23 protein-coding genes are annotated in these 21,174 nt (G+C 69.7%); 11 read left to right on the top strand and 12 right to left on the bottom strand.

The window, feature by feature from the left end; all coding sequences use genetic code 11:
- Window positions 1-35 precede the first annotated feature (35 nt).
- Window positions 36-1,013, top strand: coding sequence for a COX15/CtaA family protein (locus D7D52_RS12405; RefSeq protein ID WP_187703139.1), 978 nt, complete (start codon window positions 36-38; stop codon window positions 1,011-1,013).
- 21 nt (window positions 1,014-1,034) lie between these two features.
- Here D7D52_RS12405 and D7D52_RS12400 read toward each other — a convergent pair whose 3' ends face one another.
- On the bottom strand, window positions 1,035-1,442 hold the full coding sequence (locus tag D7D52_RS12400) for a hypothetical protein (RefSeq protein WP_162958291.1): 408 nt from the start codon (window positions 1,440-1,442) through the stop codon (window positions 1,035-1,037).
- Window positions 1,443-1,575: 133 nt separating this feature from the next.
- Between D7D52_RS12400 and D7D52_RS12395 the strand changes: the two genes are divergently transcribed.
- The 3 genes from D7D52_RS12395 (at window position 1,576) to D7D52_RS37725 (ending at window position 4,306) form a co-directional block, all read left to right on the top strand.
- Window positions 1,576-2,523, top strand: coding sequence for a DUF1152 domain-containing protein (locus D7D52_RS12395; protein ID WP_120736449.1), 948 nt, complete (start codon window positions 1,576-1,578; stop codon window positions 2,521-2,523).
- Between the two features lie 54 nt (window positions 2,524-2,577).
- Entirely contained in the window at window positions 2,578-3,861 is a 1,284-nt protein-coding gene (locus D7D52_RS12390; protein WP_120736448.1) for a hypothetical protein, read from the top strand.
- Window positions 3,862-3,970: 109 nt separating this feature from the next.
- Window positions 3,971-4,306: a hypothetical protein gene (locus D7D52_RS37725; RefSeq protein WP_162958290.1), complete on the top strand. Its 336-nt coding sequence runs from the start codon at window positions 3,971-3,973 to the stop codon at window positions 4,304-4,306.
- Between the two features lie 13 nt (window positions 4,307-4,319).
- Here the strand turns inward: D7D52_RS37725 and D7D52_RS12380 are convergent, their stop codons facing one another.
- Window positions 4,320-5,192, bottom strand: coding sequence for a class I SAM-dependent methyltransferase (locus tag D7D52_RS12380; RefSeq protein WP_120736446.1), 873 nt, complete (start codon window positions 5,190-5,192; stop codon window positions 4,320-4,322).
- 52 nt (window positions 5,193-5,244) lie between these two features.
- A complete protein-coding gene (locus D7D52_RS12375) occupies window positions 5,245-6,069 on the bottom strand; it encodes a class I SAM-dependent methyltransferase (RefSeq protein WP_120736445.1) in 825 nt (274 codons plus the stop codon).
- Window positions 6,070-6,137: 68 nt separating this feature from the next.
- Between D7D52_RS12375 and D7D52_RS12370 the strand changes: the two genes are divergently transcribed.
- Entirely contained in the window at window positions 6,138-6,728 is a 591-nt protein-coding gene (locus D7D52_RS12370; RefSeq protein ID WP_120736444.1) for a TetR family transcriptional regulator, read from the top strand.
- Between the two features lie 34 nt (window positions 6,729-6,762).
- Here D7D52_RS12370 and nagB read toward each other — a convergent pair whose 3' ends face one another.
- The 5 genes from nagB to D7D52_RS12345 are packed head-to-tail and all read right to left on the bottom strand — an operon-like array spanning window position 6,763 to window position 11,896.
- A complete protein-coding gene (gene nagB, locus D7D52_RS12365; protein WP_120736443.1) occupies window positions 6,763-7,545 on the bottom strand; it encodes a glucosamine-6-phosphate deaminase in 783 nt (260 codons plus the stop codon).
- Entirely contained in the window at window positions 7,533-8,699 is a 1,167-nt protein-coding gene (locus tag D7D52_RS12360; RefSeq protein WP_120736442.1) for an N-acetylglucosamine-6-phosphate deacetylase, read from the bottom strand. Before D7D52_RS12360 ends, nagB begins: the two co-directional genes overlap by 13 nt.
- Window positions 8,696-10,351: a phosphoenolpyruvate--protein phosphotransferase gene (gene ptsP, locus D7D52_RS12355; RefSeq protein WP_120736441.1), complete on the bottom strand. Its 1,656-nt coding sequence runs from the start codon at window positions 10,349-10,351 to the stop codon at window positions 8,696-8,698. Before ptsP ends, D7D52_RS12360 begins: the two co-directional genes overlap by 4 nt.
- On the bottom strand, window positions 10,341-10,604 hold the full coding sequence (locus tag D7D52_RS12350) for an HPr family phosphocarrier protein (RefSeq protein ID WP_120736440.1): 264 nt from the start codon (window positions 10,602-10,604) through the stop codon (window positions 10,341-10,343). Before D7D52_RS12350 ends, ptsP begins: the two co-directional genes overlap by 11 nt.
- On the bottom strand, window positions 10,601-11,896 hold the full coding sequence (locus D7D52_RS12345) for a PTS transporter subunit EIIC (RefSeq protein WP_120736439.1): 1,296 nt from the start codon (window positions 11,894-11,896) through the stop codon (window positions 10,601-10,603). Before D7D52_RS12345 ends, D7D52_RS12350 begins: the two co-directional genes overlap by 4 nt.
- 126 nt (window positions 11,897-12,022) lie before the next feature.
- Between D7D52_RS12345 and D7D52_RS12340 the strand changes: the two genes are divergently transcribed.
- Together D7D52_RS12340 and D7D52_RS12335 are read left to right on the top strand one after the other, a co-directional pair.
- On the top strand, window positions 12,023-12,253 hold the full coding sequence (locus tag D7D52_RS12340; protein ID WP_120736438.1) for a PTS sugar transporter subunit IIB: 231 nt from the start codon (window positions 12,023-12,025) through the stop codon (window positions 12,251-12,253).
- 5 nt (window positions 12,254-12,258) lie between these two features.
- Window positions 12,259-12,708, top strand: a complete 450-nt coding sequence (locus tag D7D52_RS12335; protein ID WP_120736437.1) for a PTS sugar transporter subunit IIA — start codon at window positions 12,259-12,261, stop codon at window positions 12,706-12,708.
- An 83-nt stretch (window positions 12,709-12,791) separates the two neighbouring features.
- Here the strand turns inward: D7D52_RS12335 and D7D52_RS12330 are convergent, their stop codons facing one another.
- Together D7D52_RS12330 and D7D52_RS12325 are read right to left on the bottom strand one after the other, a co-directional pair.
- Window positions 12,792-13,502: a GntR family transcriptional regulator gene (locus D7D52_RS12330; RefSeq protein WP_246023833.1), complete on the bottom strand. Its 711-nt coding sequence runs from the start codon at window positions 13,500-13,502 to the stop codon at window positions 12,792-12,794.
- Between the two features lie 41 nt (window positions 13,503-13,543).
- Window positions 13,544-13,894, bottom strand: a complete 351-nt coding sequence (locus tag D7D52_RS12325; protein ID WP_120736435.1) for a hypothetical protein — start codon at window positions 13,892-13,894, stop codon at window positions 13,544-13,546.
- A 108-nt stretch (window positions 13,895-14,002) separates the two neighbouring features.
- On the opposite strand from D7D52_RS12325, the gene D7D52_RS12320 reads away from it, so the two are divergent.
- Window positions 14,003-14,968 (top strand): quinone oxidoreductase family protein, encoded by a 966-nt coding sequence (locus tag D7D52_RS12320; protein ID WP_120736434.1) that lies wholly within the window; start codon window positions 14,003-14,005, stop codon window positions 14,966-14,968.
- 17 nt (window positions 14,969-14,985) lie between these two features.
- Here D7D52_RS12320 and D7D52_RS12315 read toward each other — a convergent pair whose 3' ends face one another.
- Window positions 14,986-15,612, bottom strand: a complete 627-nt coding sequence (locus tag D7D52_RS12315) for a TetR/AcrR family transcriptional regulator (protein ID WP_246023831.1) — start codon at window positions 15,610-15,612, stop codon at window positions 14,986-14,988.
- 86 nt (window positions 15,613-15,698) lie between these two features.
- Between D7D52_RS12315 and D7D52_RS12310 the strand changes: the two genes are divergently transcribed.
- Both D7D52_RS12310 and D7D52_RS12305 read left to right on the top strand, forming a co-directional pair.
- Window positions 15,699-17,144: an FAD-dependent monooxygenase gene (locus tag D7D52_RS12310; RefSeq protein ID WP_120736433.1), complete on the top strand. Its 1,446-nt coding sequence runs from the start codon at window positions 15,699-15,701 to the stop codon at window positions 17,142-17,144.
- Window positions 17,145-17,397: 253 nt separating this feature from the next.
- Window positions 17,398-18,903 carry an NERD domain-containing protein gene (locus D7D52_RS12305; protein WP_120736432.1) on the top strand — a complete coding sequence of 502 codons (1,506 nt, stop codon included), beginning with the start codon at window positions 17,398-17,400 and terminating at the stop codon, window positions 18,901-18,903.
- A 3-nt stretch (window positions 18,904-18,906) separates the two neighbouring features.
- Here the strand turns inward: D7D52_RS12305 and D7D52_RS12300 are convergent, their stop codons facing one another.
- Entirely contained in the window at window positions 18,907-20,169 is a 1,263-nt protein-coding gene (locus D7D52_RS12300; protein WP_120736431.1) for an outer membrane protein assembly factor BamB family protein, read from the bottom strand.
- Window positions 20,170-20,250: 81 nt separating this feature from the next.
- On the opposite strand from D7D52_RS12300, the gene D7D52_RS12295 reads away from it, so the two are divergent.
- Entirely contained in the window at window positions 20,251-21,123 is an 873-nt protein-coding gene (locus tag D7D52_RS12295) for an alpha/beta fold hydrolase (RefSeq protein WP_120736430.1), read from the top strand.
- Window positions 21,124-21,174: the final 51 nt, after the last annotated feature.

Genomic DNA, 21,174 nt, shown 5'->3' with positions numbered 1-21,174 from the left:
GACGGGGCGGAATACGCCCCCGCTACCATCGACGCGTGCTGACTCGCGCCTTCCAGCGACTTGCCGATCTGTTCCCGATGCCGTCGATGCGGGTGCAGCGACTCCTCGCCCTTCTGGTCGTGTTGACCCAGGCCGGAATCTCGGTGACCGGTGCGGTCGTTCGCGTCACCTCCTCGGGTCTGGGCTGCCCGACCTGGCCGCAATGCTTCCCCGGCAGCTTCACCCCGACCGCGGTGGCCGAGGTGCCGGTCCTGCATCAGGTGGTCGAATTCAGCAACCGCATGCTGACTTTCGTGGTCACCCTCGCGGCGGCGGCGATCGTGATCGCGGTGACCCGGGCGCGGCGGCGGCGCGAAGTTCTCGTCTACGCGTGGCTCATGCCCGGCGGCACCGTGCTGCAGGCCGTGATCGGCGGCATCACCGTGCGCAGCGGACTGCTGTGGTGGACGGTCGCCGTGCATCTGCTGGCGTCGATGCTGATGGTCTGGCTGTCGGCGCTGCTGTGGTCCAAGGTCGGCGAACCCGACGATGGCATCGACACCGTCCGCGCACCTCGACCGCTGCGCCTGCTGACCGTCCTGAGCGGCGTGGCCCTCACCGCGACACTGATCGCGGGCACGCTGGTCAGCGGCGCGGGCCCGCACGCCGGCGACAAGAGCGCCGCCAAACCAGTGGAACGCCTACAGGTCCAAATCGTCACACTCGTCCACCTGCACGCCGAACTCCTGGTCGCCTACCTGGCCCTACTCGTCGGCCTAGCCTGCGGCCTGGCCGCCGTAGGCATGAACAAAACCCTCCGCACCCGCCTCATCCTCGTCCTCACCCTCGTCTGCGCCCAAGCCCTCGTCGGCATCGTCCAATACTTCACCCACGTCCCCGGCGCCCTGGTAGCAGTCCACGTAGGCGGCGCCGCCGCCTGCACCGCCGCCACCGCCGCCCTCTGGGCCGCCATGCGCACCCGAGAACCCCTCCCCACCCCCACCCCCACCCCCCTCAACAAAATCACCGCCTAGCCCCCAGCCAGAACGTTCTCACTACACGCGAGACCGGGACTTTCGAGGCCATCGCCGAAACATCCGCCACACCAAGGCAATAACCCCGCCGACAATCACCGTGCCGATAGCCGTCCCGACCACACCGTTGGTCCGTTCGAGATCATGCATCTGCTCCCGGCTACGCACATCCCGGTCAGCGGGCACGTTCCGCGCCATCCCGGCCAGGCGCGCACCCGGCCAGTAGCTCTGAATCCCCCGGTCGCCGCGCACCCTGCCCGGAATCACTTCACAACCGTCGATCTCCGACATCACCACCCCATCGCAGGTGGTCCGCTCCGCCAGCACACGAACCCCATCCACCAGCATGCTGATCCCCACAGCCCCCATCACCCCCATCACCAGAATCAAGAACACCGTCGCCACCCGTATCGCCCGTCCAGAAGCCATCCCCACCACCTCCTGCCCGACATTCCATCACGATCAAGATCAGGGAGCTGTGGGTGAGGGGATTTGTCTGGTTCGCCGCGGTGGCAGCTCCCTGATCTTGGTGCGAAGTGGGGGGACGTGGGAGGGTGAGGGGATGTTCGAGTCGGGGGTGATGGAGCGGCTTCGGGGGTGTGGGCGGGTGTTGGTGGTGGGGGCAGGGGGTGGGTTCGATGTGCTCAGTGGGATGCCGGTGGCGTTGGCGCTGATGGAGCGGGGCACGACGGTATTTCTGGGGAATTTGACGTTCACGGCGGTGACTCGTACGAGCGCGGAGCGGGTGGGGGCGGGGGTGTTCAGGGTGGACGCCGATACTGGAGGGGGAGGGTATTTTCCGGAGAAGCAGCTCGCGGTGTGGTTGCGGGACAATGGGTTTCCGGATCAGGTTTTTCTGATTCGCAAGGGTGGGACGGGGGATGTGCGGGACGCGTATGCGTGGCTGGCTCGGGAGTTGGCGCTCGATGCGGTGGTGCTGGTGGATGGGGGGACCGATTTGTTGATGACCGGGGACGAGGCGGGGTTGGGGACGCCGGTGGAGGATGTGACCAGTCTGCTGGGGGCGCGGGCGGTGGACGTTCCCGTCAAGCTCGCGCTCTGCGTGGGGTTCGGGGTGGACGCCCACCACGGGGTGTGCCATGCGCATTTTCTGGAAAATGTTGCCGCACTGGCCAAATTAGGTGCTTATCACGGGGTTTTCAGTCTGCTGCCCGGCAATGCCGCGGTCGACGGCTGGCTGGATGCGGTGGAATGGGTGCAACGGCACACCCCGGGGCGGGAAAGCATTGTGTGCGCCTCGATCACCGACGCGGCGCGTGGGGAGTTCGGAGATCACCATTCGCTGGCCCGCACTCGGGAGAAACAATCCGAGCTTTTCCTCAACCCGCTGATGTCGATGGTCTGGGGCTTCGAGTTGGACGCCGTGGCTGACCGGGTGCTATACAGAGACGATATCGCCCATGCCACAACAGCATTCGAAGTCGCAGCGGCAATCGAAGCCTTCCGGGATCGCACGCCGATACGGCCTTGGCGGAGTATCCCGGTCTGACGGATAGGGGGAAATTCGCTGGAGCGCCATCGCAACCGGTGATCTCATGTCGCCATGGAAGAGGCGTGGGCGGCGGCGGATTCGCTGCTGGGAATGATCCAGCGGGGCCGGGGAGCCGCTTACCCGGCCGCGCTGGCACAGCCGCGGCAGGCGCGAGACTTCTTGATCGACTGCATTGCCGACGATCCTCGGTGGGACCATCAGGTCGAGAGCCGGGGCTGGCTGTATGCCTGTCTGGTCAAGGAATTGGGTGTCGATTTGCGGTGGCTGCGGGCTGCGTACTCCCGCCCGGCCGATCCAGGTGGCGACGCGGATGCGTGGCTCGCGATCGATGTGCTCGAGGATCTCGCTCGCGCGCAGGTCGAGGGCAGCGTCACCGAATTGCGCTACTACCTGCGGACCGGGCGGGATCTGGATCTGGCGCTGCGCGCCCTCGTTCCGTTCCACGCTCATCCGGAAGCCCGGGGGCTGCTCGATGAGTTGCTAGAGGTGGCCGACGACGAACAGTTGGGGCGGGCGGTCGCGTGGTCGTTCGATTTGGGTGCGCCACCGTGGCCGCAGTGGCGGGCGCAAAGTCCGCGCGTGGATCGGGTGCTGTGGGCCGAGGAGCAGCGTGTGGCTCAGCGCCGGCCGGTTCCGCACGTCGACCGGTCGGCAGCCGAGCGCGAACGGATCCTGGATGCCGCCGTCGAACGCGGATTGCTGTCACCGGGTGAGGCCACCGGTCTAGACGATAGTCGTTGGGAGGCAACGCTGTTGAGGGTCGCTCCGCAACTGCTGGCGGACCGATCGCTGCCGGCAGCCGCGCGGATCGCCACGCGTCGGCAGATGATGCGACAGCATTCGCCCGATGCACTGGCGTGGGCCAGGTCGAAGGCCGGATTGGACGGCACCCTCGGCCACCAGGCCCTTGCGATGCTGAGCGCGAGCGGGGAAGCCCCTGATGCGGCCGAGCTGCTCGACCACCTCGCGATTTCGTCCGAGGGCGGCCAGGACTCGATCGCTGTCCAATGCACCCTCGTCGACGGGCTGACGCGACTGGCGTACCGACCCGCCGCGCCGATCTTCGAGTCGCTGTTCGACACCACCGTGTATTCGTATCTACGGGAGCGCTGCGCGCTCGGATTGGGCTGTATCTCAGGGGATTTCGCGCGCGGGCGCGCGGTCGAATGCCTCACCGACGCGGAGGCGGGGACACGTGGCGTCGGGGTCACTCATGCCGACCTGTCGATGCCGGATGTGCGCGAACGGCTCGTGCGAATGGCGGAGGACGCGATGGAGGAGGAGGGCAATCGGCGAGCGGCGTCGATAAGGATTTCATTAGAAAGATGCTGGTGAGCGGCCATACCTTCAGGGCATCGAATCAGCGGTCCGGGCAACCGGAATCATTGGGAGGTTGTCTCTGATGTGGAATGGCACGAAGCGTGTTGGGAAGGTTGGGGGGCCGGTGGCCGCGGTGGCGGTGGGGTTGTCGGCGGTGGGGTTGGTGGGGGCGCCGGCGGCGCAGGCGCAGGGTCAGGCGGGGGCTTGTCTGGTGGTGCAGAATCACGCGGGGCGCACCACCACGGTGAGCATGAATTATCCGGCGGGGTACAACGGGGAGTGGACGATTTACCCCGACGATTTGAGCGTGCTGCTCTATGACGGGGTGGCGATCAAGTCGCCGACGGGTGATTTCAACATTCAGAAGGATTCGGATTTGCAGGCGGTGTGGAATTACGAGGGGAACCGCGATCACGACAAGGGCTGCAACGGGTCCTGGGTTGTCACTCTCAACCGGTGAGGGGCGCGGTTGATCAGAGTCGGTCGGCGACGAGGAGCCGGCCGGTGCTGCGGAAGGATTCCGGGCGGCCTTCGACACCGGAGTCGTGGGCCACGGTCAGCTTGTCGCGGTCGCGGGTGACGGTGAAGCCGTGGGCGGTCATGACGGCGGCCATGGTGTCGGGGGTCCAGTTGGAGCGTTGCGGCTCGCGGGCCATCGGATTGGTGCGGCCGGTCACCGACAGCAGGATCTCCATGATGCGGCGGCCCACGCTGTAGAGCCGATTCGACGTCGGATAGGTCGCGATCACCCGGCTGCCGGGAGCGCTGCGCCGCGCCAATTCCGTGACCGTCTCGCTCACCTCGGCGGGCGACAGGTAGGGCACGACCCCTTCCCAGATCCAGGTGGTGGGCCGCGACTCGTCATGGCCCGCCGCGTTCAGCGCGGCACCGAGGGCGTCCGTGCCGAAGTCGACCGGCACGAACCGCGCCGGGGTCAGCGGCTCCCGCTCCCCCAGCCGGGCCCGCTTTTCGGCCTGCGAGGCCGGATGATCCACCTCGAACACGGCGACCTGCGCCAGTTCGGGCATCCGCCAGGCGCGCGCGTCGAGCCCGGCACCCAGGATCACCAGTTGCGGATTGCGGTGCTCCCGCAGCGCCTCGTCGATGGCGACGGTACGCGCGGCGAGCACTTCGGCTGTGGCGCACAGCAATTCGTATTCGATACGCGCCCCGACCGCCTTGGGGGCCTGACCGGCCCGCACCCGGTCGACCACCTCGTGTTCGCCGTCGACGAGCAGATGCGTCGCGATCGGGTCGGAGAATCGCCCGACCCCCAATCGACCGTCCGCGACGGCGCGTCCCTGACAGACCAGGATCGCGGTTCGGCTCGCTGCACGCTCGGTCACGAGCCCATTATCGTTGCCGCGCCGCACATTCGCCCACCGAGCCGGTCACGGGTCAGTGAGCGGGCGTCGACGCGGCGACCGCCATGGTCGCGTAGGCGACGGTGAGGGTTCCGCCCAGCGCGTCGATGGCCGAGCCGGTCGCGTCCAGGACGCCGGCGAGGGTCTCGGGGTCGGCCTGGGTGAACGCGCCGTGGGTGGGGATCTGATCGAGCCACTCGTCGCGGGTGTACACGCGGGTCCAGTCGTAGCGCCAGTGCTGGGGTTCGCTGAAACCGCCGTCGGCCCGCACCGCCTCGGCGGCCTTGTCGACCATCGTCTGGTAGAGCTCGAGCGCGGGACGGTCGGCGACCTTCGCGATCGGTGAGTCCGGCAGGAATTTCCGGTAGACGGCGGCGAACGCGGCTGCCGCCTCGGCCGGCATCTGAGGAACGTGCCAGAACACCGCGAGCAGTCCGCCCGGGCGCAGCACCCGCGCGGCCTGCGCCGCACCGGCGACGGGATCGACCCAGTGCCAAGCGGTTCCGGCGATGACGGCATCGAACGACCGCCCGGCCGGATCCCACCGCTCGAACGTGCCGACCTCCACCTCGATTCCGGTGGCGCGCGCGAAATCGGCCATGCGCGAATCGGGTTCGACGCCCAGGACCGCGCACCCGGCATCCCGCAGTTGCCGCGCCGCGATCCCGGTTCCGCAACCGACATCCAGTACGTCCGCACCGGGTGCGGACGCCACGATCCGCTCGATCAAAGCGGCCGGATAGGGCTGGCGGGTGCGGTCGTAGCGGGCGGCGTCCACACCGAACGATTCGGCAACCCCGCGCTGTCGATGGGGGCTCTGATCGGCGGATTCCGGCCCGGGCGACGGTATAGTGACCATGCGCCCACTCTAAGTGGGCACTCGCCCACTCCACAAGGGAATGGGTCCGCCGATCCGAAGGAGTTCGGGTGCCCACCGGGGTCGCCATTCGCGATGCACGCGCGCAGCTGTTCGACGCCGCCGAGCGAATCCTGTTGCGGGACGGGCCCAGTGGGCTCACCAGCCGCTCGGTCACCGCCGAGGCGGGCTGCGCGAAGGGGGTGCTGCACCGGCATTTCGCCGACTTCGACGGGTTTCTCGCCGAGCTGATCGAGGACCGCATCGCGCGGGTCGAACAGCTGGGCACGGCGTTGCGGGAACGCGCCGGATCCGCCAGCGTGGCAGGCAATCTCACCGAAGCGCTCACCGAGGTGTTCGAGACCGTGGCGGTGGCCATCGTGAGCCTGGTGACCTTCCGCGACGAACTGCGCGCCCGGCTACGACAACGCCGCCCGGTGGGTATTCCGATCCTGGGCGAGGCGACCACGTCGATCGCACAGTACCTGGCCGCGGAAGTCGCGACCGGTCGCGTGGCGCCGAGCGCCGACACCGGCATCCTGTCGGCCACCCTCATCGGCTCGGCACACCTGCTGTTCGCGGACCGGACCGCCGCGCGGCCCGAGACCGGGGCCGTGCACGCGATGGTGACCACGGTGCTCGGCGGCGCGCTGACCCCTTGAAGCCCAACGCGGTCCGGTCACCCGGGACCGAGGCTCAGAAGCTCTGCCAGGAAGGCTTGTTCTCCACCGCGAACCGGTAGTAGTCCACGGCTTTGAGATTCGCCGCCGCCTCCGGGTCGACGATGACCGTGACGTGCGGGTGCATCTGCAGGATCGAGGCCGGGCAGAACGCGGACACCGGACCCTCCACCGCGGCGGCGACCGCTTCGGCCTTGCCCGCGCCGGTGGCGATCATCAGCAGATGGTCGGCGTCGCTGATGGTGCCGAGGCCCTGGGTCAGCACATGGGTGGGCACCTGCGAGAGGTCGTCTTCGAAGAAGCGCGCATTGTCCTCGCGCGTCTTGGGCGTCAAGGTCTTGACCCGGGTCCGCGAGCGCAGCGAGGATCCCGGCTCGTTGAATCCCAGATGCCCATTGGCCCCGATACCCAGGATCTGCACCGAGATCGGCCCGTTCTCGGTGATCTTGCGCTCGTAATCGGCTGCGGCGGCGGGGATATCGGCGGCATTGCCGTCGGGACTGTGCACCCGGGAGTCCTGGAAGTCCACGTGCGCGGTGAACTCGTCCCGGATGAACTGCCGGTAGGACTGCGGATGCCCCACCGGCAACCCGATGTACTCGTCGAGCAGAAACGCCTGCACCGCGGCGAAACTCAGCCCCTCTTCGCGATGCTGCCGGATGAGCTCGCCGTACGCGCCCAGCGGCGAGGACCCCGTGGCCAGCCCGATCGCGCGCGCACCCCGGCGCACATGGTCGGCCATGATGCGTCCGGCCAGCACACCCGCCTCGGCCGCGGTATCGGTGATCACGAGTTCCATGAGGCTCCGTCCTTGTAAACGTCGATCGGGGTGAGAGTGTGGTCGGTGACCAGCACATCGGCGCGCATGCCGGGATGCAGCGCGCCGATCTCGTCGGCCATGCCCAGCAGGCGGGCCGGGGTCGCGCAGGCGGCGGTGGCCGCGGCGGTGAGGTCGACGCCGGCGTCGACGACGGTGCGGCGCAGCACCTGTGCGGCGGTGGCGGTGCCGCCGGCGATCGGGCCCGCGCCGTGCGGGTCGTAGATGCGCGACACCCCGTCGGAGACCACGACATCGAGGCTACCGAGCTGATAGCGCCCGTCGGGCTGGCCGGCGGCGGCCATGGCGTCGGTGATCAACGCCAGGTTCTCGGGGCCGATGGTGTCGAAGACCATGCGCACGGTGCCGTCGGACAGGTGCACGCCGTCGCCGATGACCTCGGCCACCACATCGCCGCGCCCGGCGGCGGCCATGGCGGCGGTGAGGAAATTGGCGTCGCGGTGGGCAAGTTCGGGCATGGCGTTGAACAGGTGGGTGATCGACACGCGCCGGCCGCACCGCATGGCGTGCACGGACCGCTCGTAGTCGGCGACGGTGTGTCCCAGGGAGAGAATCACATTCGCGTCGGCGAGCACCTGCGCGAGGGCGTCGAAATTCGCGGTTTCCGGGGCGACGGTCACCGACACGATGCGTCCGCCCGCATAGTCGACCAGCCGCTCCAGCAGCGCCGGGTCACCGGGAAGGATGCGGCCGGGGTCGTGCGCGCCGCACCGGTGTTCGCTGATGAAGGGCCCCTCGAGGTGGATGCCCGCCAGCAAGCCGGTGTCGATGGCCTTGCCCAGCACATCGATTCGCTCGCGCAACTCGTTCTCGGTGGCCGAGACCAGGGAGGCGACCAGGGTGGTGGTGCCTTGCGAACGATGGTAGTTCGCGGCGATCGCGACACCGTCGGGGTCGGTTTCGGGGAAGCCGTGGCCGCCGCCGCCGTGGCAGTGCACGTCCACCAGACCCGGCAGGATGATCGGCGGCCGGCCGGTGATCTCCGGCAGTTCACCGGCGAATCCCGTTGCCGGACCGACGTAGTCGAGCCGCGGCCCGTCGAAGCAGACCACCCCGTCGGCGAGTTCGCCCGCCTCGGTGAGGGTGACGACCCGGCCGCGCAGGGTGACCGTCACTTATCTCGCCCCAATGCCGATCGCGCGGCCCGCAGGGCGTCGTCCGCCGTGGCGGCCGAAAGCACCGCGGCCGCAGCTGCTTTGCACTGCTCGAGGGTGACCTCGGCCAGCTGGGCGCGAACGCCGGCCAGCGACCGGGGCGCCATGGACAACGTTTCGACACCGAGTCCGACCAGCACACAGGCGAATTCGGGATGGGACGCGGACTCGCCGCACACTCCCACCTTCACCCCGTGCCTGCCCGCGCCGGACACGGCCATGGCGATGGTGGCCGCGAGGGCGGGCTGCCACGGGTTGTGCAGCGCCGCCAGCGCCGAGGACATGCGGTCCGCGCCGAACAGATATTGCGACAGATCGTTGGTGCCGATGGAGAAGAAGTCCACCCGTGCGCCCAACTGCTCGGAACGGAGTGCCGCAGCGGGGATCTCGATCATCACACCGCGCGACTGCAGCCCGGCCGCGCCCGCCTTGGCCGCGAAGTAGCCGGCCTCCTCGGCGGTGGCGACCATCGGTGCCATCACCTTGACCGGTGTCCCGGTCCGCGTGGCCGCCGCGGCGATCGCCGACAGCTGGTCGAGCAGCGCCCCCTCATCGACGCTGCTCAACCGCAGCCCCCGCACTCCCAGCGCCGGATTCTCCTCCGCCGGCAGGTTCAGGAACGGCAGCGGCTTATCCGATCCGGCGTCCAGGGTGCGGACCGTCACGGGACGGTCGCCCAGGATCCGGAAGATCTCGGCGTACTGGTCCGTCTGCTCGGCCACGGTGGGGGCCGATTTGCGGTCCAGGAACAGGAATTCGGTCCGGAACAGGCCGACGCCCTCGGCCCCGAGCTCGACCGCGAGCGCGGCATCGGCGGCCGAGCCCACATTCGCCAGCAGCGGCACGGCATGACCGTCGGCGGTGCGGCCGGGACCGGTCGGCGCGTCCGCCTGCCGGGCACGCTGGGCGAGCACTTCCTCGCGACGCGCCGCGGACGGCTCGAGTTCGACCACACCCGCGGTGCCGTCGAGCACCACCTCCGTGTCCTCGGCAAGGGACACCGCCTCCGGAGCGGCCACCACGGCCGGAATGCCCAGGGCCTTGGCCAGAATGGCGGTGTGCGAGGTGGGCCCGCCCGCGACAGTCAGCAATCCGAGCACCGTCGCCGGATCCAGCGTCGCCGTGTCGGCGGGTGCGAGATCCTGCGCGGCGAGCACGAAAGGTGTTGCACTGTCCGGGATTCCGGGCGGATCGACCCCGAGCAGCTCGGCCACCACACGCTGGCCCACATCCTTCAGATCCGAGGCACGCTCGGCCATCATGCCGCCCAATGCCGCCAGCTGCGCACCGAAGTGCGCCACGGCCTCGGTGACCGCGTGCGCGGTCGGCGTCCCGCCCCGGATCTCACCGCGCACCTGATCCAGCAGCGCCGGATCGGCGGCCAGCGCCGAGGTCATGAACAGAATGTCGGCGGCGGGGCCTTTCGCCTCGAGCGCCTGCGCCGAGTACCGCGCGGCGACCGTCTCGAAAGCGGCCTCCGCGCGGGCGATCTCGGCGTCGACGTCGCTCCCGGGCGCGTCGTCGCGGCTGGTGACCGGCGCGGGCGCCAGCCACTTCACCGGCCCGACCGCGATGCCGGGAGCGGCGGCGACGCCACGCACCTCACGCGTCAAGATCGGTCTCCAGCATCGCGACCAGCTTGTCGAGGGCGGCCTCGGCGCCGTCCTCGGCGTGCAGGGTGACGGTGTCGCCCTGCTTGGCGCCCAGGGTCATCACCTGCAGCAGGCTGTTGGCGGCGATCGGATCCTTGCCCTCCACCGAAATCCGCACGGGGACACCGGATTCCCCGGCGGCCTTGGCGAACAGGGCCGCGGGGCGGGCGTGCAGACCGGTCTTGGACGCGACGACGGCGGTGCGGGTGATCATGCTGCGACATTCTCCTTTTCGGTTTCCGCCTCATCGTCCTCACGACCGGGCGTCTTGAGGTTCCAGCGCTTGATGATGAAGCTGAAGGTGACGTAGTACAGGGCGGCATAGCCGAGACCGACCGGGATCAGCAGCAGCGGATGCGTGGCCTTGCCGAAGTTGAGCAGGTAGTCGATGGCGCCGGCGGAGAAGGTGAATCCGTCGTGGATACCGAGCGCGTTGGTGAGCGCCAGCGAGGAGCCCGTGAAGATCGCGTGGATCAGCAGCAGCGGCCACGCCACGAAGATGAACGAGAACTCCAGCGGCTCGGTGATACCGGTCAGGAACGCGGTCAGGCCGGTCGAGAGCATGATACCGCCGATCATCTTGCGGTTCTCCGGCTTGGCGTGCCGCCAGATGGCCAGTGCCGCGGCGGGCAGACCGAACATCATGATCGGGAAGAAGCCGGTCATGAAGGTGCCGGCGTGCGGGTCACCGTGCAGGAACATGGCGATGTCGCCGTGGTAGGTCTGGCCGCCGGTGGTGTAGTCGCCCAGCACGAACCAGACCACCGAGTTGATGATGTGGTGCAGGCCCAGGGGCAACAGCATGCGGTTGGCGAACCCGAAGATGCCGCCGCCAACGACCGAGTTGTCGGCGACGAAATTGCCCAGCGAGGTCAGCGCGGAGTTGAAGGCCGGGTAGATGAACGACATCAGCACGCCGATGACCACGGCCGCGCACGCGGTCAGAATCGGCACCAGGCGACGGCCCGAGAAGAACCCGAGGTACTCGGGCAGCTGGGTGCGGTGATAACGCTGCCACAGCGTCGCGGCGGTCAGGCCCATGACGATGCCGCCGAGCACGCCGAAGTTCACCAGCTGATTCGCGGCGGCCTTGGTGGTGTCGACGACGGGGCAATTCCAGTGCGCCGCACGGAAGATCCAGCCCAGCGCCGGACCGCAGCTCCCGTCGAGCACCACGGGCGACATCGCCTTGAGGACGCCGGAGAAGGCGAGGTAGCCGACGACGGCCGCCAACGCGGTCGAACCGTCGGCTTTCTTGGCCCAGCCGATGGCAATGCCCACCGCGAACAGCAGCGGGAGGTTGTCGATGAGCGTGCCGCCCGCGCCGGCGAGTACGGCGGCGACGGATTTCAGCGGCGAGAACCGGCCGAGCATGTCGTCCTGCCCTAGTCGCAGCAACAGTCCAGCAGCAGGTAGCGTGGCGATCGGCAGCATCAAGCTGCGGCCGAGCTTCTGCAGTCCCGATAGATCGAGCTTCTTGCGAGAGCTCTCGACGGCATCGGCCATGGGTGTGGTCCTCAGTCTGTGAATGGAGTCACGCGAACTGTTCAGCATCAGTTACCGTGACTGGTTATAACCAGACATATACTGGTTATAACCAGTTTTGTCTACTCGACACGCTCGGAGGAAATCATGTCGAAAGCGAATCAAATCGTCGAGGGGCTCGGCGGCCTCGACAACATCGTCGAGGTGGAGGGCTGTATCACCCGCCTGCGCTGCGAAATCAAGGATGCCGGCAAGGTGAACGAGAAGGCCCTCAAGGCCGCCGGTGCACACGGTGTCGTCAAGGCCGGTTCCGCGGTGCAGGTTGTGGTCGGGCCCACGGCCGACGCCCTGGCCGAAGACATCAACGACATGCTCTGAACGCCATGAACATCGAGATTCTCGCGCCGCTGGACGGCCGCGCCATGCCCCTGTCCGAGGTCCCCGATCCGGTCTTCGCCGCGGAGATGGTCGGGGCGGGCGTGGCCATCGAACCCCTCGACACCGACGACGCCGTCACGGTCGTCGCCCCGGTCGGCGGATCCATCGTGAAGCTGCATCCGCACGCCGCGGTCATCGTCACCGACGACGGCACCGGCGTCCTGCTGCACGTCGGCATCGACACCGTCGGCAAGGCCGACATCTTCGAGGTGCGGGCCGCCGAGGGCGACAAGGTGGCCGCGGGCGATCCGCTGATCACCTTCTCCCCCAACGCTGTTCGCCGTCTCGGCCTGAGCGCGGCCGTGCCGGTGGTGGTCATGGACAGCGCCCCGGGCTCGGCCCGCGACACCGTGAGCGGACCGGTCACCGCCGGATCGGTGCTGTTCACGACGTAAGCACCCGAAACGACTCGAGCCGTCGCCCGATGGGGCGGCGGCTCAATCGTTTCCGGGACCTGCGCGCCCGAAGCTGTTGCGCGCTAACTGTCTTCGGCGGACACGGTCATGTACACCTGGTACCGGTCGGCGCGATACCAGGACTGCGCGTGCTCCACCGCGCGATCGCGGGAGTAGGAGATGCGGTCGAAAGCCAGCAGCGGCGAACCGGTTTCGGTACCCAGCCAACCGGCGTGGCGCTCGTCGGCGGCCACCGCGCGCACGCTCTGCTCGGCGCGGTCGATGGGGCAGTCGTAGGCGCGGGCGAACAGCGCGTACAGCGACTGCGTCAACTCCTGATCCAATAGATCCGGCAGCAGATCCGCGCGATACCAGCCGTCGTCGATGGACATCGGCAGTCCGTCGGCCAGCCGCAGCCGAACCAGATGGAACGCTTGCACATTCGCGCCCAAACCCAGCGCGGTCACCGTGGCCGGCGGCGGCACCGCGAAATCGGTGTGCAGCACCACCGTGCCCGGAGTACGGCCCAGCCGGCGCATATCGTCGGAGAACGACGCCATGTGCAGGCGCGAGCGGGCGACCCGCTCGGCCACGAAGGTCCCCTTGCCCGGGATGCGGGTGATGACGCCCTCGGATTCGAGCTGGCCCAGCACCTCGCGCACGGTCATGCGGCTGACGCGGTAGTCGTCGCAGAGCTGGCGTTCGCTGGGCAGCATCTCCCCGGGACGCAGGTTCGCGCACAGGGTGGTCAGCGCCGAACGCAGCTGGGCCTGTTTGGTCACGCGCCCTGACACGTCGATCCGGTCCTTTCCGCCCCCGCCGGCTGCGGGCGCGGTCACTTCTCGTTGCGCGCCTTGGGGAATCGCTTCTGCTTGGCCACCCAGCCTGCCATCTTGGCCCAGTGGCCCCGCGCCGGGGTGACCTTCGAAACGAGCTCGCGGTCCCATTCCTCGGTCTCGGTGAGGCCGTCGACGGTCTCGACGAGGGCCTTCGCGGCGGCCGGCGACCCCACCACCCGGTCACCGAGGACGCCGTCGGCGCCGACGAGGGTCACCCGGACCCCGACGCGGCCGAGGGGCTGCAGCACCGCGGTGGCGGAACCGCCGTGCTCGGCCACGAATCCCTTCACGGAATCCACGACGGACGGCGAGACTTTCTCGGATGCCGGGGCGGCAGTAGCGCTCATGGGACGCAGTTTACCCACGGGTAATCGAGCGTCCATGACCCACGGCACAACTCACAGTCGGTGCGCCGCCGGGCCGGGTTCGCACGGGGGCGGTGTAAGACTGGAACCATGCGCGCCATTCAGGTTTCCGAGCACGGTGGTCCCGAAGTCCTGCGTTGCGTGGAGGCGCCCGACCCGGAGGTCGGGCCCGGTCAGCTCCTGGTCCGCACGCAGGCCATCGGAATCAACTTCATCGACACCTACATTCGCACCGGACGCTATCCGACGTCGCTGCCCTACGTTCCGGGTTCGGAGGGCAGCGGGGTGGTCACCGCGGTCGGGCCGGATGTCACCGACTTCCAGGTCGGCGACGAGGTGGCGTGGGCGGCGGCGCCCGGCAGTTACGCCGAGCAGGTGCTGGTGCCCGCGGAGGTCGCGATCCCGGTGCCCGAGGGCGTGAAACCCGAGGTCGCGGCGTCGGCGTTGCTGCAGGGCATGACCGCGCACTATCTGATCGAGTCGATCTACAAGCCGCAGCCCGACGACGCGGTGCTGGTGCACGCGGGCGCGGGCGGGGTGGGCTTGATCCTCACGCAGCTGCTCTCGGCGCGCGGGGTGCGGGTCATCACGACGGTGTCGACCGACGACAAGGAGAAGCTCTCGCGCGAGGCCGGCGCCGCGGAAGTGCTGCGCTACGAGGAGGATGTGGCCGCGCGGGTGCGTGAGCTGACCGGTGGAGTGGGCGTGGCGGCCAGCTACGACGGCGTGGGCGCGTCCACCTTCGAAGCGAGCCTGGCGGCCACCCGCATTCGCGGCACGGTCGCGCTGTTCGGCGCGGCCAGCGGGCCGGTGCCGCCGTTCGATCTGCAGCGGCTCAACCCGCTGGGCTCCCTGTTCGTGACCCGCCCGACACTGGCGCACTACACCCGCGATCGCGCCGAATTGCTGTGGCGCGCAGGCGATATCATGCACGCCATCGCCGACGGCATCCTGCGCGTCCGCATCGGCGGCAGCTACCCGCTGGCCGAAGCCGAACGCGCGCACCGCGATCTGGAGAGCCGCCAGACCACCGGCTCGATCGTGCTGGTGCCCTGAGGCGGTGAGGCCGGCGGTCAGTCGTAGTCGCGGCCGGTGAGGCCGCGGTAGACGAAGCGGGTGAGGGCGTCGACGGCCTGCTCGTCGGTCAGGGCGAGGCCGCCCTCCTGCACCGCCTGCAGCAGCCCGTTCGCCGACAGGAACATCATGGCCAGGGTAGCGTCCGGGGGGCCGGGTAGGCGCAGCCCGGCGGGGCCGAAGCCGTCGAGGTGGTCGGCCACCTCCTCGCGCTGCTCGGTGGCGGATCGTGCTGCGATACGGGCGAATTCGTCGTTGACCAGGGCGGCTTGACTCACCGCCCGAAGGACCGGCCAGTTGCGGCGGCCGAAGGCCCAGTAAGCCGCGACGTGGTAGCGCACCGAGGCGGGATCGGTGAAATCGGCGGTGTGGGCGGGATCCTCGGCGGAGCTGTCGCTTTCGCGCGCAAGGTCTTTCAGCAGGGCCTGTAGCAGTTCTTCCTTGCTCGCGAAGTGGTTGTAGAACGAGCCGGCCGCGCGCCCGGCGGCCGCGGTGATGTCGGCGATCTTGGTGTTGAGGTAGCCGCGCTCGGCGAACAACCGATGCGCGGCGTCCTTGAGTGCCTGTTCGGTCTCGGCCGATCTCTCGCTGCGGCGCAGCGCTTTCGCCTCCGGGCGACCTGCCACGATCCACCTCCTGTTGACAGCGGAACCTACCACCCTCAATACTGAATTAACATTCAGTGAATTTACATTCAGCAACGGGAGTTGCCATGAAAACGCAGGTCCTCGTCGCGGGAGCCGGGCCGACCGGGCTCACCCTCGCCATCGATCTGGCCCGGCGCGGCCTCGGGGTGCGCATCGTCGAGCAGGCCACGGAGTTCTTCACCGGATCACGCGGCGACGGCATCCAGCCGCGCACCCTCGAGGTGTTCGAGGACCTCGGCGTGCTCGACGCGGTCCTGGCGCAGGGCATGCCGCAGGCGCCGCTGCTGATCCACGTGGACGGCCAGTTCGTGACGGAACGGCGCATGAGCCAGTGGCGCGAGCCGACCGCCGCTGTGCCGCACCCGAATCCGTGGGTGCTCGCCCAGGCCGACACCGAGCGGGTATTGCGCGAGCGGCTCGCGGAATTCGGGGTGCGGGTCGAATTGGGCACGGCGCTGGTCGGATTCGACGGCGACGCCGACGGGGTCACCGCGATCCTCGAGCACGCGGGTGTGCGCGAGCGCGTGCGCGTGGAGTATCTGGTCGGCGCCGACGGCGGGCGCAGCACCGTGCGCAAGGCGCTGGGCATCGCCTTCGAGGGCAGCACCGACGAGTCGATCCGCATGCTGCTCGGCGATGTCCGCGCCGACGCACTGGATCACGCGGTCGGCTACTGGTTCGCCGAGTCGTCCGCGCCGATGGACGGCATCGCGCTGATGCCGTTGCCGGGCGGGCGCACATTCCAGTTCATGACCGGTCTGGACGCCGACTCCGGCACCGACCTGGCGGTCTTGCAGGACTACGTCACCCGCCGCTCCCGCCGCGACGACATCGTGCTCTCGGAGCTGACCTGGTCGACGGTGTGGCGGCCGAATGTGCGCCTGGCGCAGCGGTATCGGGTGGGCCGGGTGTTCCTGGCCGGGGACGCCGCGCACGTGCATCCGCCGACCGGCGGGCAGGGCCTCAACACCGGGGTACAGGACGCCTACAACCTGGGCTGGAAACTGGAAGTCGCGCTGCGCGATCCGGGCGCGGACAGCGAGGCGCTGCTGGACACCTACGAGACCGAACGCCGCACCACCGCCGCCCGGGTGCTGGGACTCAGCAGCGAACTGCTGGACCGGACGGTCAAGGGCGATCCGGACGCCATGGACCGCGAGGGCACCCACCAGCTCGACATCAGCTACCGGACCGAACCGGGCGACGGCGTCCAGGTCGGCGATCGCGCCCCCGACGCGCCCCTCGAGGACGCGAACGGCAAAACCGTGCGCTTGTTCGAGCTCTGCGCCGGCCCGCGCGCCACCCTGCTGCTGTTCGGCCCCGACGACCGCGACCCGGTCGCGTCGAACGCCGCCGCTACCAAGGTGGTTCGCATCGGCACCGCGGCAACCGGACCCGGTATGGGCGAATTCGCCGATTCCGCCGGCCATGCGCGGCGCGCCTACCAGGCGAGCGAGAACACCCGCGTACTCATCCGGCCTGACGGGTATGTCGGATTCATCAGCCGCTGAACCCGTTCCGGCAGCTGATCTCCGGCCGGTGGCCCAGGGGGCCGCGCGGGGCCGTCACGAGAAGGAGTTTCGGAAAAGCCCCTCGCAGCCCAGCTGTCGCCCCCACCGTGCAGAATGATCATGCTGCCGCGCAAGACGATTCGTTCTGACCGAACATTTTCGGCCACGCGAGGACGTCGCGACCCCGTAAGGTGGTCGCGGCGACGGGTTCGGGCGGCCGGCAGGTAGAGGCATCGGTCAGAGGTGGTCTGGGATGTTGGTGAAGGTCCGTAACGACGACCCGTCGCGGCTGTCGAGCACCGAACGCACCGTGGTGAACTGGCTCAAATCCTGGAGCGGCCCGCACGCGGTGCCCGGAATCGCGGTCGTGCAGTGCCAGGACGCCGACGTGGTGGTGTGGACGCCGCAGACCTGCGTGGTGGTGGGCGTGCACGGCTTCACCGAACGGGTCACCGGCACCCTCACCTGCGCGCAGGGACAGCCGTGGACAGTAGACGGCAAACCCGCGCCCATCGACGGGGACGCCGACCCGCTCGAGCGGGTGCGGCGCCAGACCGTCGAGCTGGCCGGGCAGTTGCGGGCCGCGCCCGGACGCGAGCAGGTGCCGGTCAGCGGACTGGTGCTGCTGGTGCCGCAGCTGGGCAGCCGCGTGAAACTGGAGAAAGGCGAGCTGCCGACCGGGATCGACGTGCTCATCGGCGACGGACCCTCGTCGCTGCGCGCCTATTTCACCAAACTGGCCGAGGGCGCGCCCCCGTCGTGGGATGCCGCGCAGGTCGGACAGGCGCTGGGCGCGCTCGGATTCGCCGCCGCCGCAAGCTATTCCGATCTGGTGAGCGAGGGGTTCCCGGTGCCGGACTCGGCGCGCGACGCGCCGCTGCCGTTCGCCAGCCGCGCCACCGAGGTACTGGTGCCGTCGGTGCCCACACAGCAACCGGGCGAGCCGGGCGGGGCGGTTCCGCAACGCGGTGGGGAGCCGCGGTCCGGCGGTCCGGAAGGTGAGGGCCGTCCCGTCGCGACCCCCGAGCGTGGGGGTTCTGGTAAGGGTGCGGGTGGTGTCGCCAAGAAGGCGGTTCCGGCGGCGACCTCGGCCGCCGCCTATGCGGCGGTGACCGGTATGACGCATCCGCCGGGCGCGGGCACGCAGGGCCGCGGCAATCCGCCGCCGCCCACGCCCATCCCGTCCCGGCAGCCACCGCCGGCATCCGGCTCGGGGCAGCCGCAACCGGCGTCGCCGCCGGGTGCGGGCCAATCAGGGCCGCCGCCAAGCGGTTTCGCCTCGCCGCAGGGCGGCTATCCGCAGCAGGGCGCTACCGCTCAGCAACCCGGGTTCGCGCCACAGCCCGGGACGGCTCGACAGCCGGCGGGGGCTGGGCAGCCGGCGGGTCAGCAGGGCAGCTATGCCGGTCCCCAGGGCGGCTACGCCGGACAGCCCGGCGGTTACGCGCCTCAGCAGGGCGGCGGTTACGGTCCGCCGCAGGGCGGGTTTCCGCTGTGGCGCGGGCAGCGGGCGACGGGCGCTGTCGAGCAGCGGCGGCGGCGCAAGGATCTGCCGATCATGGGCGCGCTGCTGTTGGCGGTGATCGTGCTGGTGATCGCCATCGCGTGCACGGCGACCACCACGCGCACCACGGACAAACACGAGCAGACCCACACCTCCGTGGTCGAGGCCACCACCACGTCGCACACCACCGATCCGACGATTCCGAGCACCTCCGCCGCGCCCGCGTGCTTCCCGCTCGCGCCCTGCCCGGGATAGCCGCTAGGGCAGCGGGAACGCGCGCAGCCCGGTCATGGTGCCGAGCACCAGGACTCCGCCCGCCGCCACCGGCGCGGCGAAATGCGGCAGGGCCCCGGTCGCGTACTGGGCCAGGACATTTCCGGTCGCTGGGTCGAGCGCGTAGAGCGTGCCCGCGTGCCAGTCGGTCGCCCAGACGCGGCCCGCCGCCACCAGCGGCGGTCCGTCGGCCGGGGCGGTGGTGCGCCAGCGCACGGTGGCCGCGCCGGTGGCGGTGACCGCGACCGCCGCGGTGCCGTTCGCGCACGGTAAATAGGCGATCTCGCCGTCGACAGCCGCCGCGCCGAAGGCCCGGCAGCCGGTGAAAGCCGGTGCGGCGGACGATATTCCACCCAGGCGGGCGGGATCGAGGACGTAGCCGTCGCCGGATTTGCCCGCGATGACCAGCCGCCCCGCGACCAGCGCCGGATTCATGGTGCCGAGATCCTTGTCGGCGGCATCGTCCTGCGCCCAGGTGGCGGGGGCGAAGAAGTCGGCGCGGCGCAGTTCGGGGGTGAGGGCGAGCACGGAATCGGTGTCGTCGTAGGCGGATCCGGGCTCGGCGTCGCCGTTGCCGACCGAAAAATACAGCAGTCCAGCGGTTTCCGCGGGCGGTCCCGGCGCCCAGATACCGCCGCGCCCGCTCGTGGAGGCCCGGTACCACGTGACGTCGCCGGTGGAGATGTCCACGGCCGCAACGGCTCCCGTGTAGTTGCCGCAGTCGCCGTAGTTGCCGCCGAACGCGGCGTAGACGCGGCCGTCGCGGACGAGCAGGGCGGGCCGTTGCAGGTAGGCCGACGGGTCACCGAAGGGCGGATCGATCGGCACGTGCAGCACCACCGCACCGGACTCGGCGTCCAGACCGTAGAGGGTCTTGTGCGCGCCCGCGGATTCGGCGACGACGTACACGCGGTGGGCGGCCGCGTCGTAGCCGGGGCTGCCGGTGATGCCGACCGGATCGATGTCGCCGCACGGCAGTTGGGCGCGCGGCAGCGGTTCGGCCAGATGGGTGCGCCAGCGGACGGTGTCGCCGGCGACCGCGTAGACCGAATCGTTCTCGGTGGCCGCGATCACGGTGTCGCCCACCGGGATCGGGTGACCGTACACGGCTCCGTCGAGGGTGACCGCGCGCAGGGCCGGAGTGGCGGTCACCGGCGGCGGGCCGGAGGACCCGGCGCAGGCGCTCGTGGCCGCCGCGGCGCACACGACCGACACCGCGAGCATGGTCCGGAGCATGTGTCGCGTCATCGCCGCTCACCCCTCGATCGGCCCGTCTCGGCCATCGTGTCACACCGATGAATTCGGCCGCGCCGTACCGTCTGCACGGTCATGACCGCACATGTCCTGCACATCCCCGACGTCGACCTCGCCTACGACCTGCTGGGGCCCGCGCCCGCCGACAGCGCCCCGCACCGGCCGCTGTTGATGATCGGCCAGCCCATGACCGCCGCCGGATTCGCCACGCTGGCTTCGTATTTCCCCGACCGCACGGTCGTCACCTACGACCCGCGCGGGCTGGGCCGCAGCGTGCGCACGGACGGGCGCACCGACAACTCGCCGACGGTGCAGGCCGGGGATCTCCACCGGCTGATCACCGCCCTGGACGCGGGCCCGGTCGATGTGTTCGCCAGCAGCGGCGGCGCGGTCACCGCGCTCGCGCTGGTCACCGCGCATCCCGGCGATATGGCCACCCTCGTGGCCCACGAGCCGCCGCTGCTGCGGGTGCTGCCCGACGCCGCGGCGGCCGTGCGCGCCCGCGCCGAGATCCGCGACATCTATCAGGCCAAGGGGATGTTCGCGGGCATGGCCGCGTTCATCGCGTTCACGTCCTGGCAGGGTGAGCTGACCGACGCCTTCTTCGCGCAGCCGCCGGTCGATCCGGCGATGTTCGGCATGCCCACCGAGGACGACGGCACCCGCGACGATCCGCTGCTGTCGGAGCGTTCCTGGGCGATCACCGACTACTCCCCCGATGTCGCGGCGCTGCGGTCGGCGCCGACCCGCATCGTGATCGGCGTGGGCGCGGAGTCCGCGGGGGTGCTCACCGGCCGCACCTCGGTCGCCACCGCCGCGCTGCTGGGCGGCGAGCCGGTCGTATTCCCCAGCCACCACGGTGGTTTCAGCGGTCCCGACTCCGGCTATCCGGGTCAGCCCGAGGCGTTCGCGCAGACGTTGCGCGAGGTTCTCGACGGCGGCGCGTAGGCTCGGCGCAGCGGCGGGCTGGGGGAAATCTCACAGCCGCGCGGCTGCCGG

It is taken from the genome of Nocardia yunnanensis (genome assembly GCF_003626895.1).
Taxonomy (GTDB): domain Bacteria; phylum Actinomycetota; class Actinomycetes; order Mycobacteriales; family Mycobacteriaceae; genus Nocardia; species Nocardia yunnanensis.
This window is presented reverse-complemented; position numbering and strand designations above follow the sequence as displayed.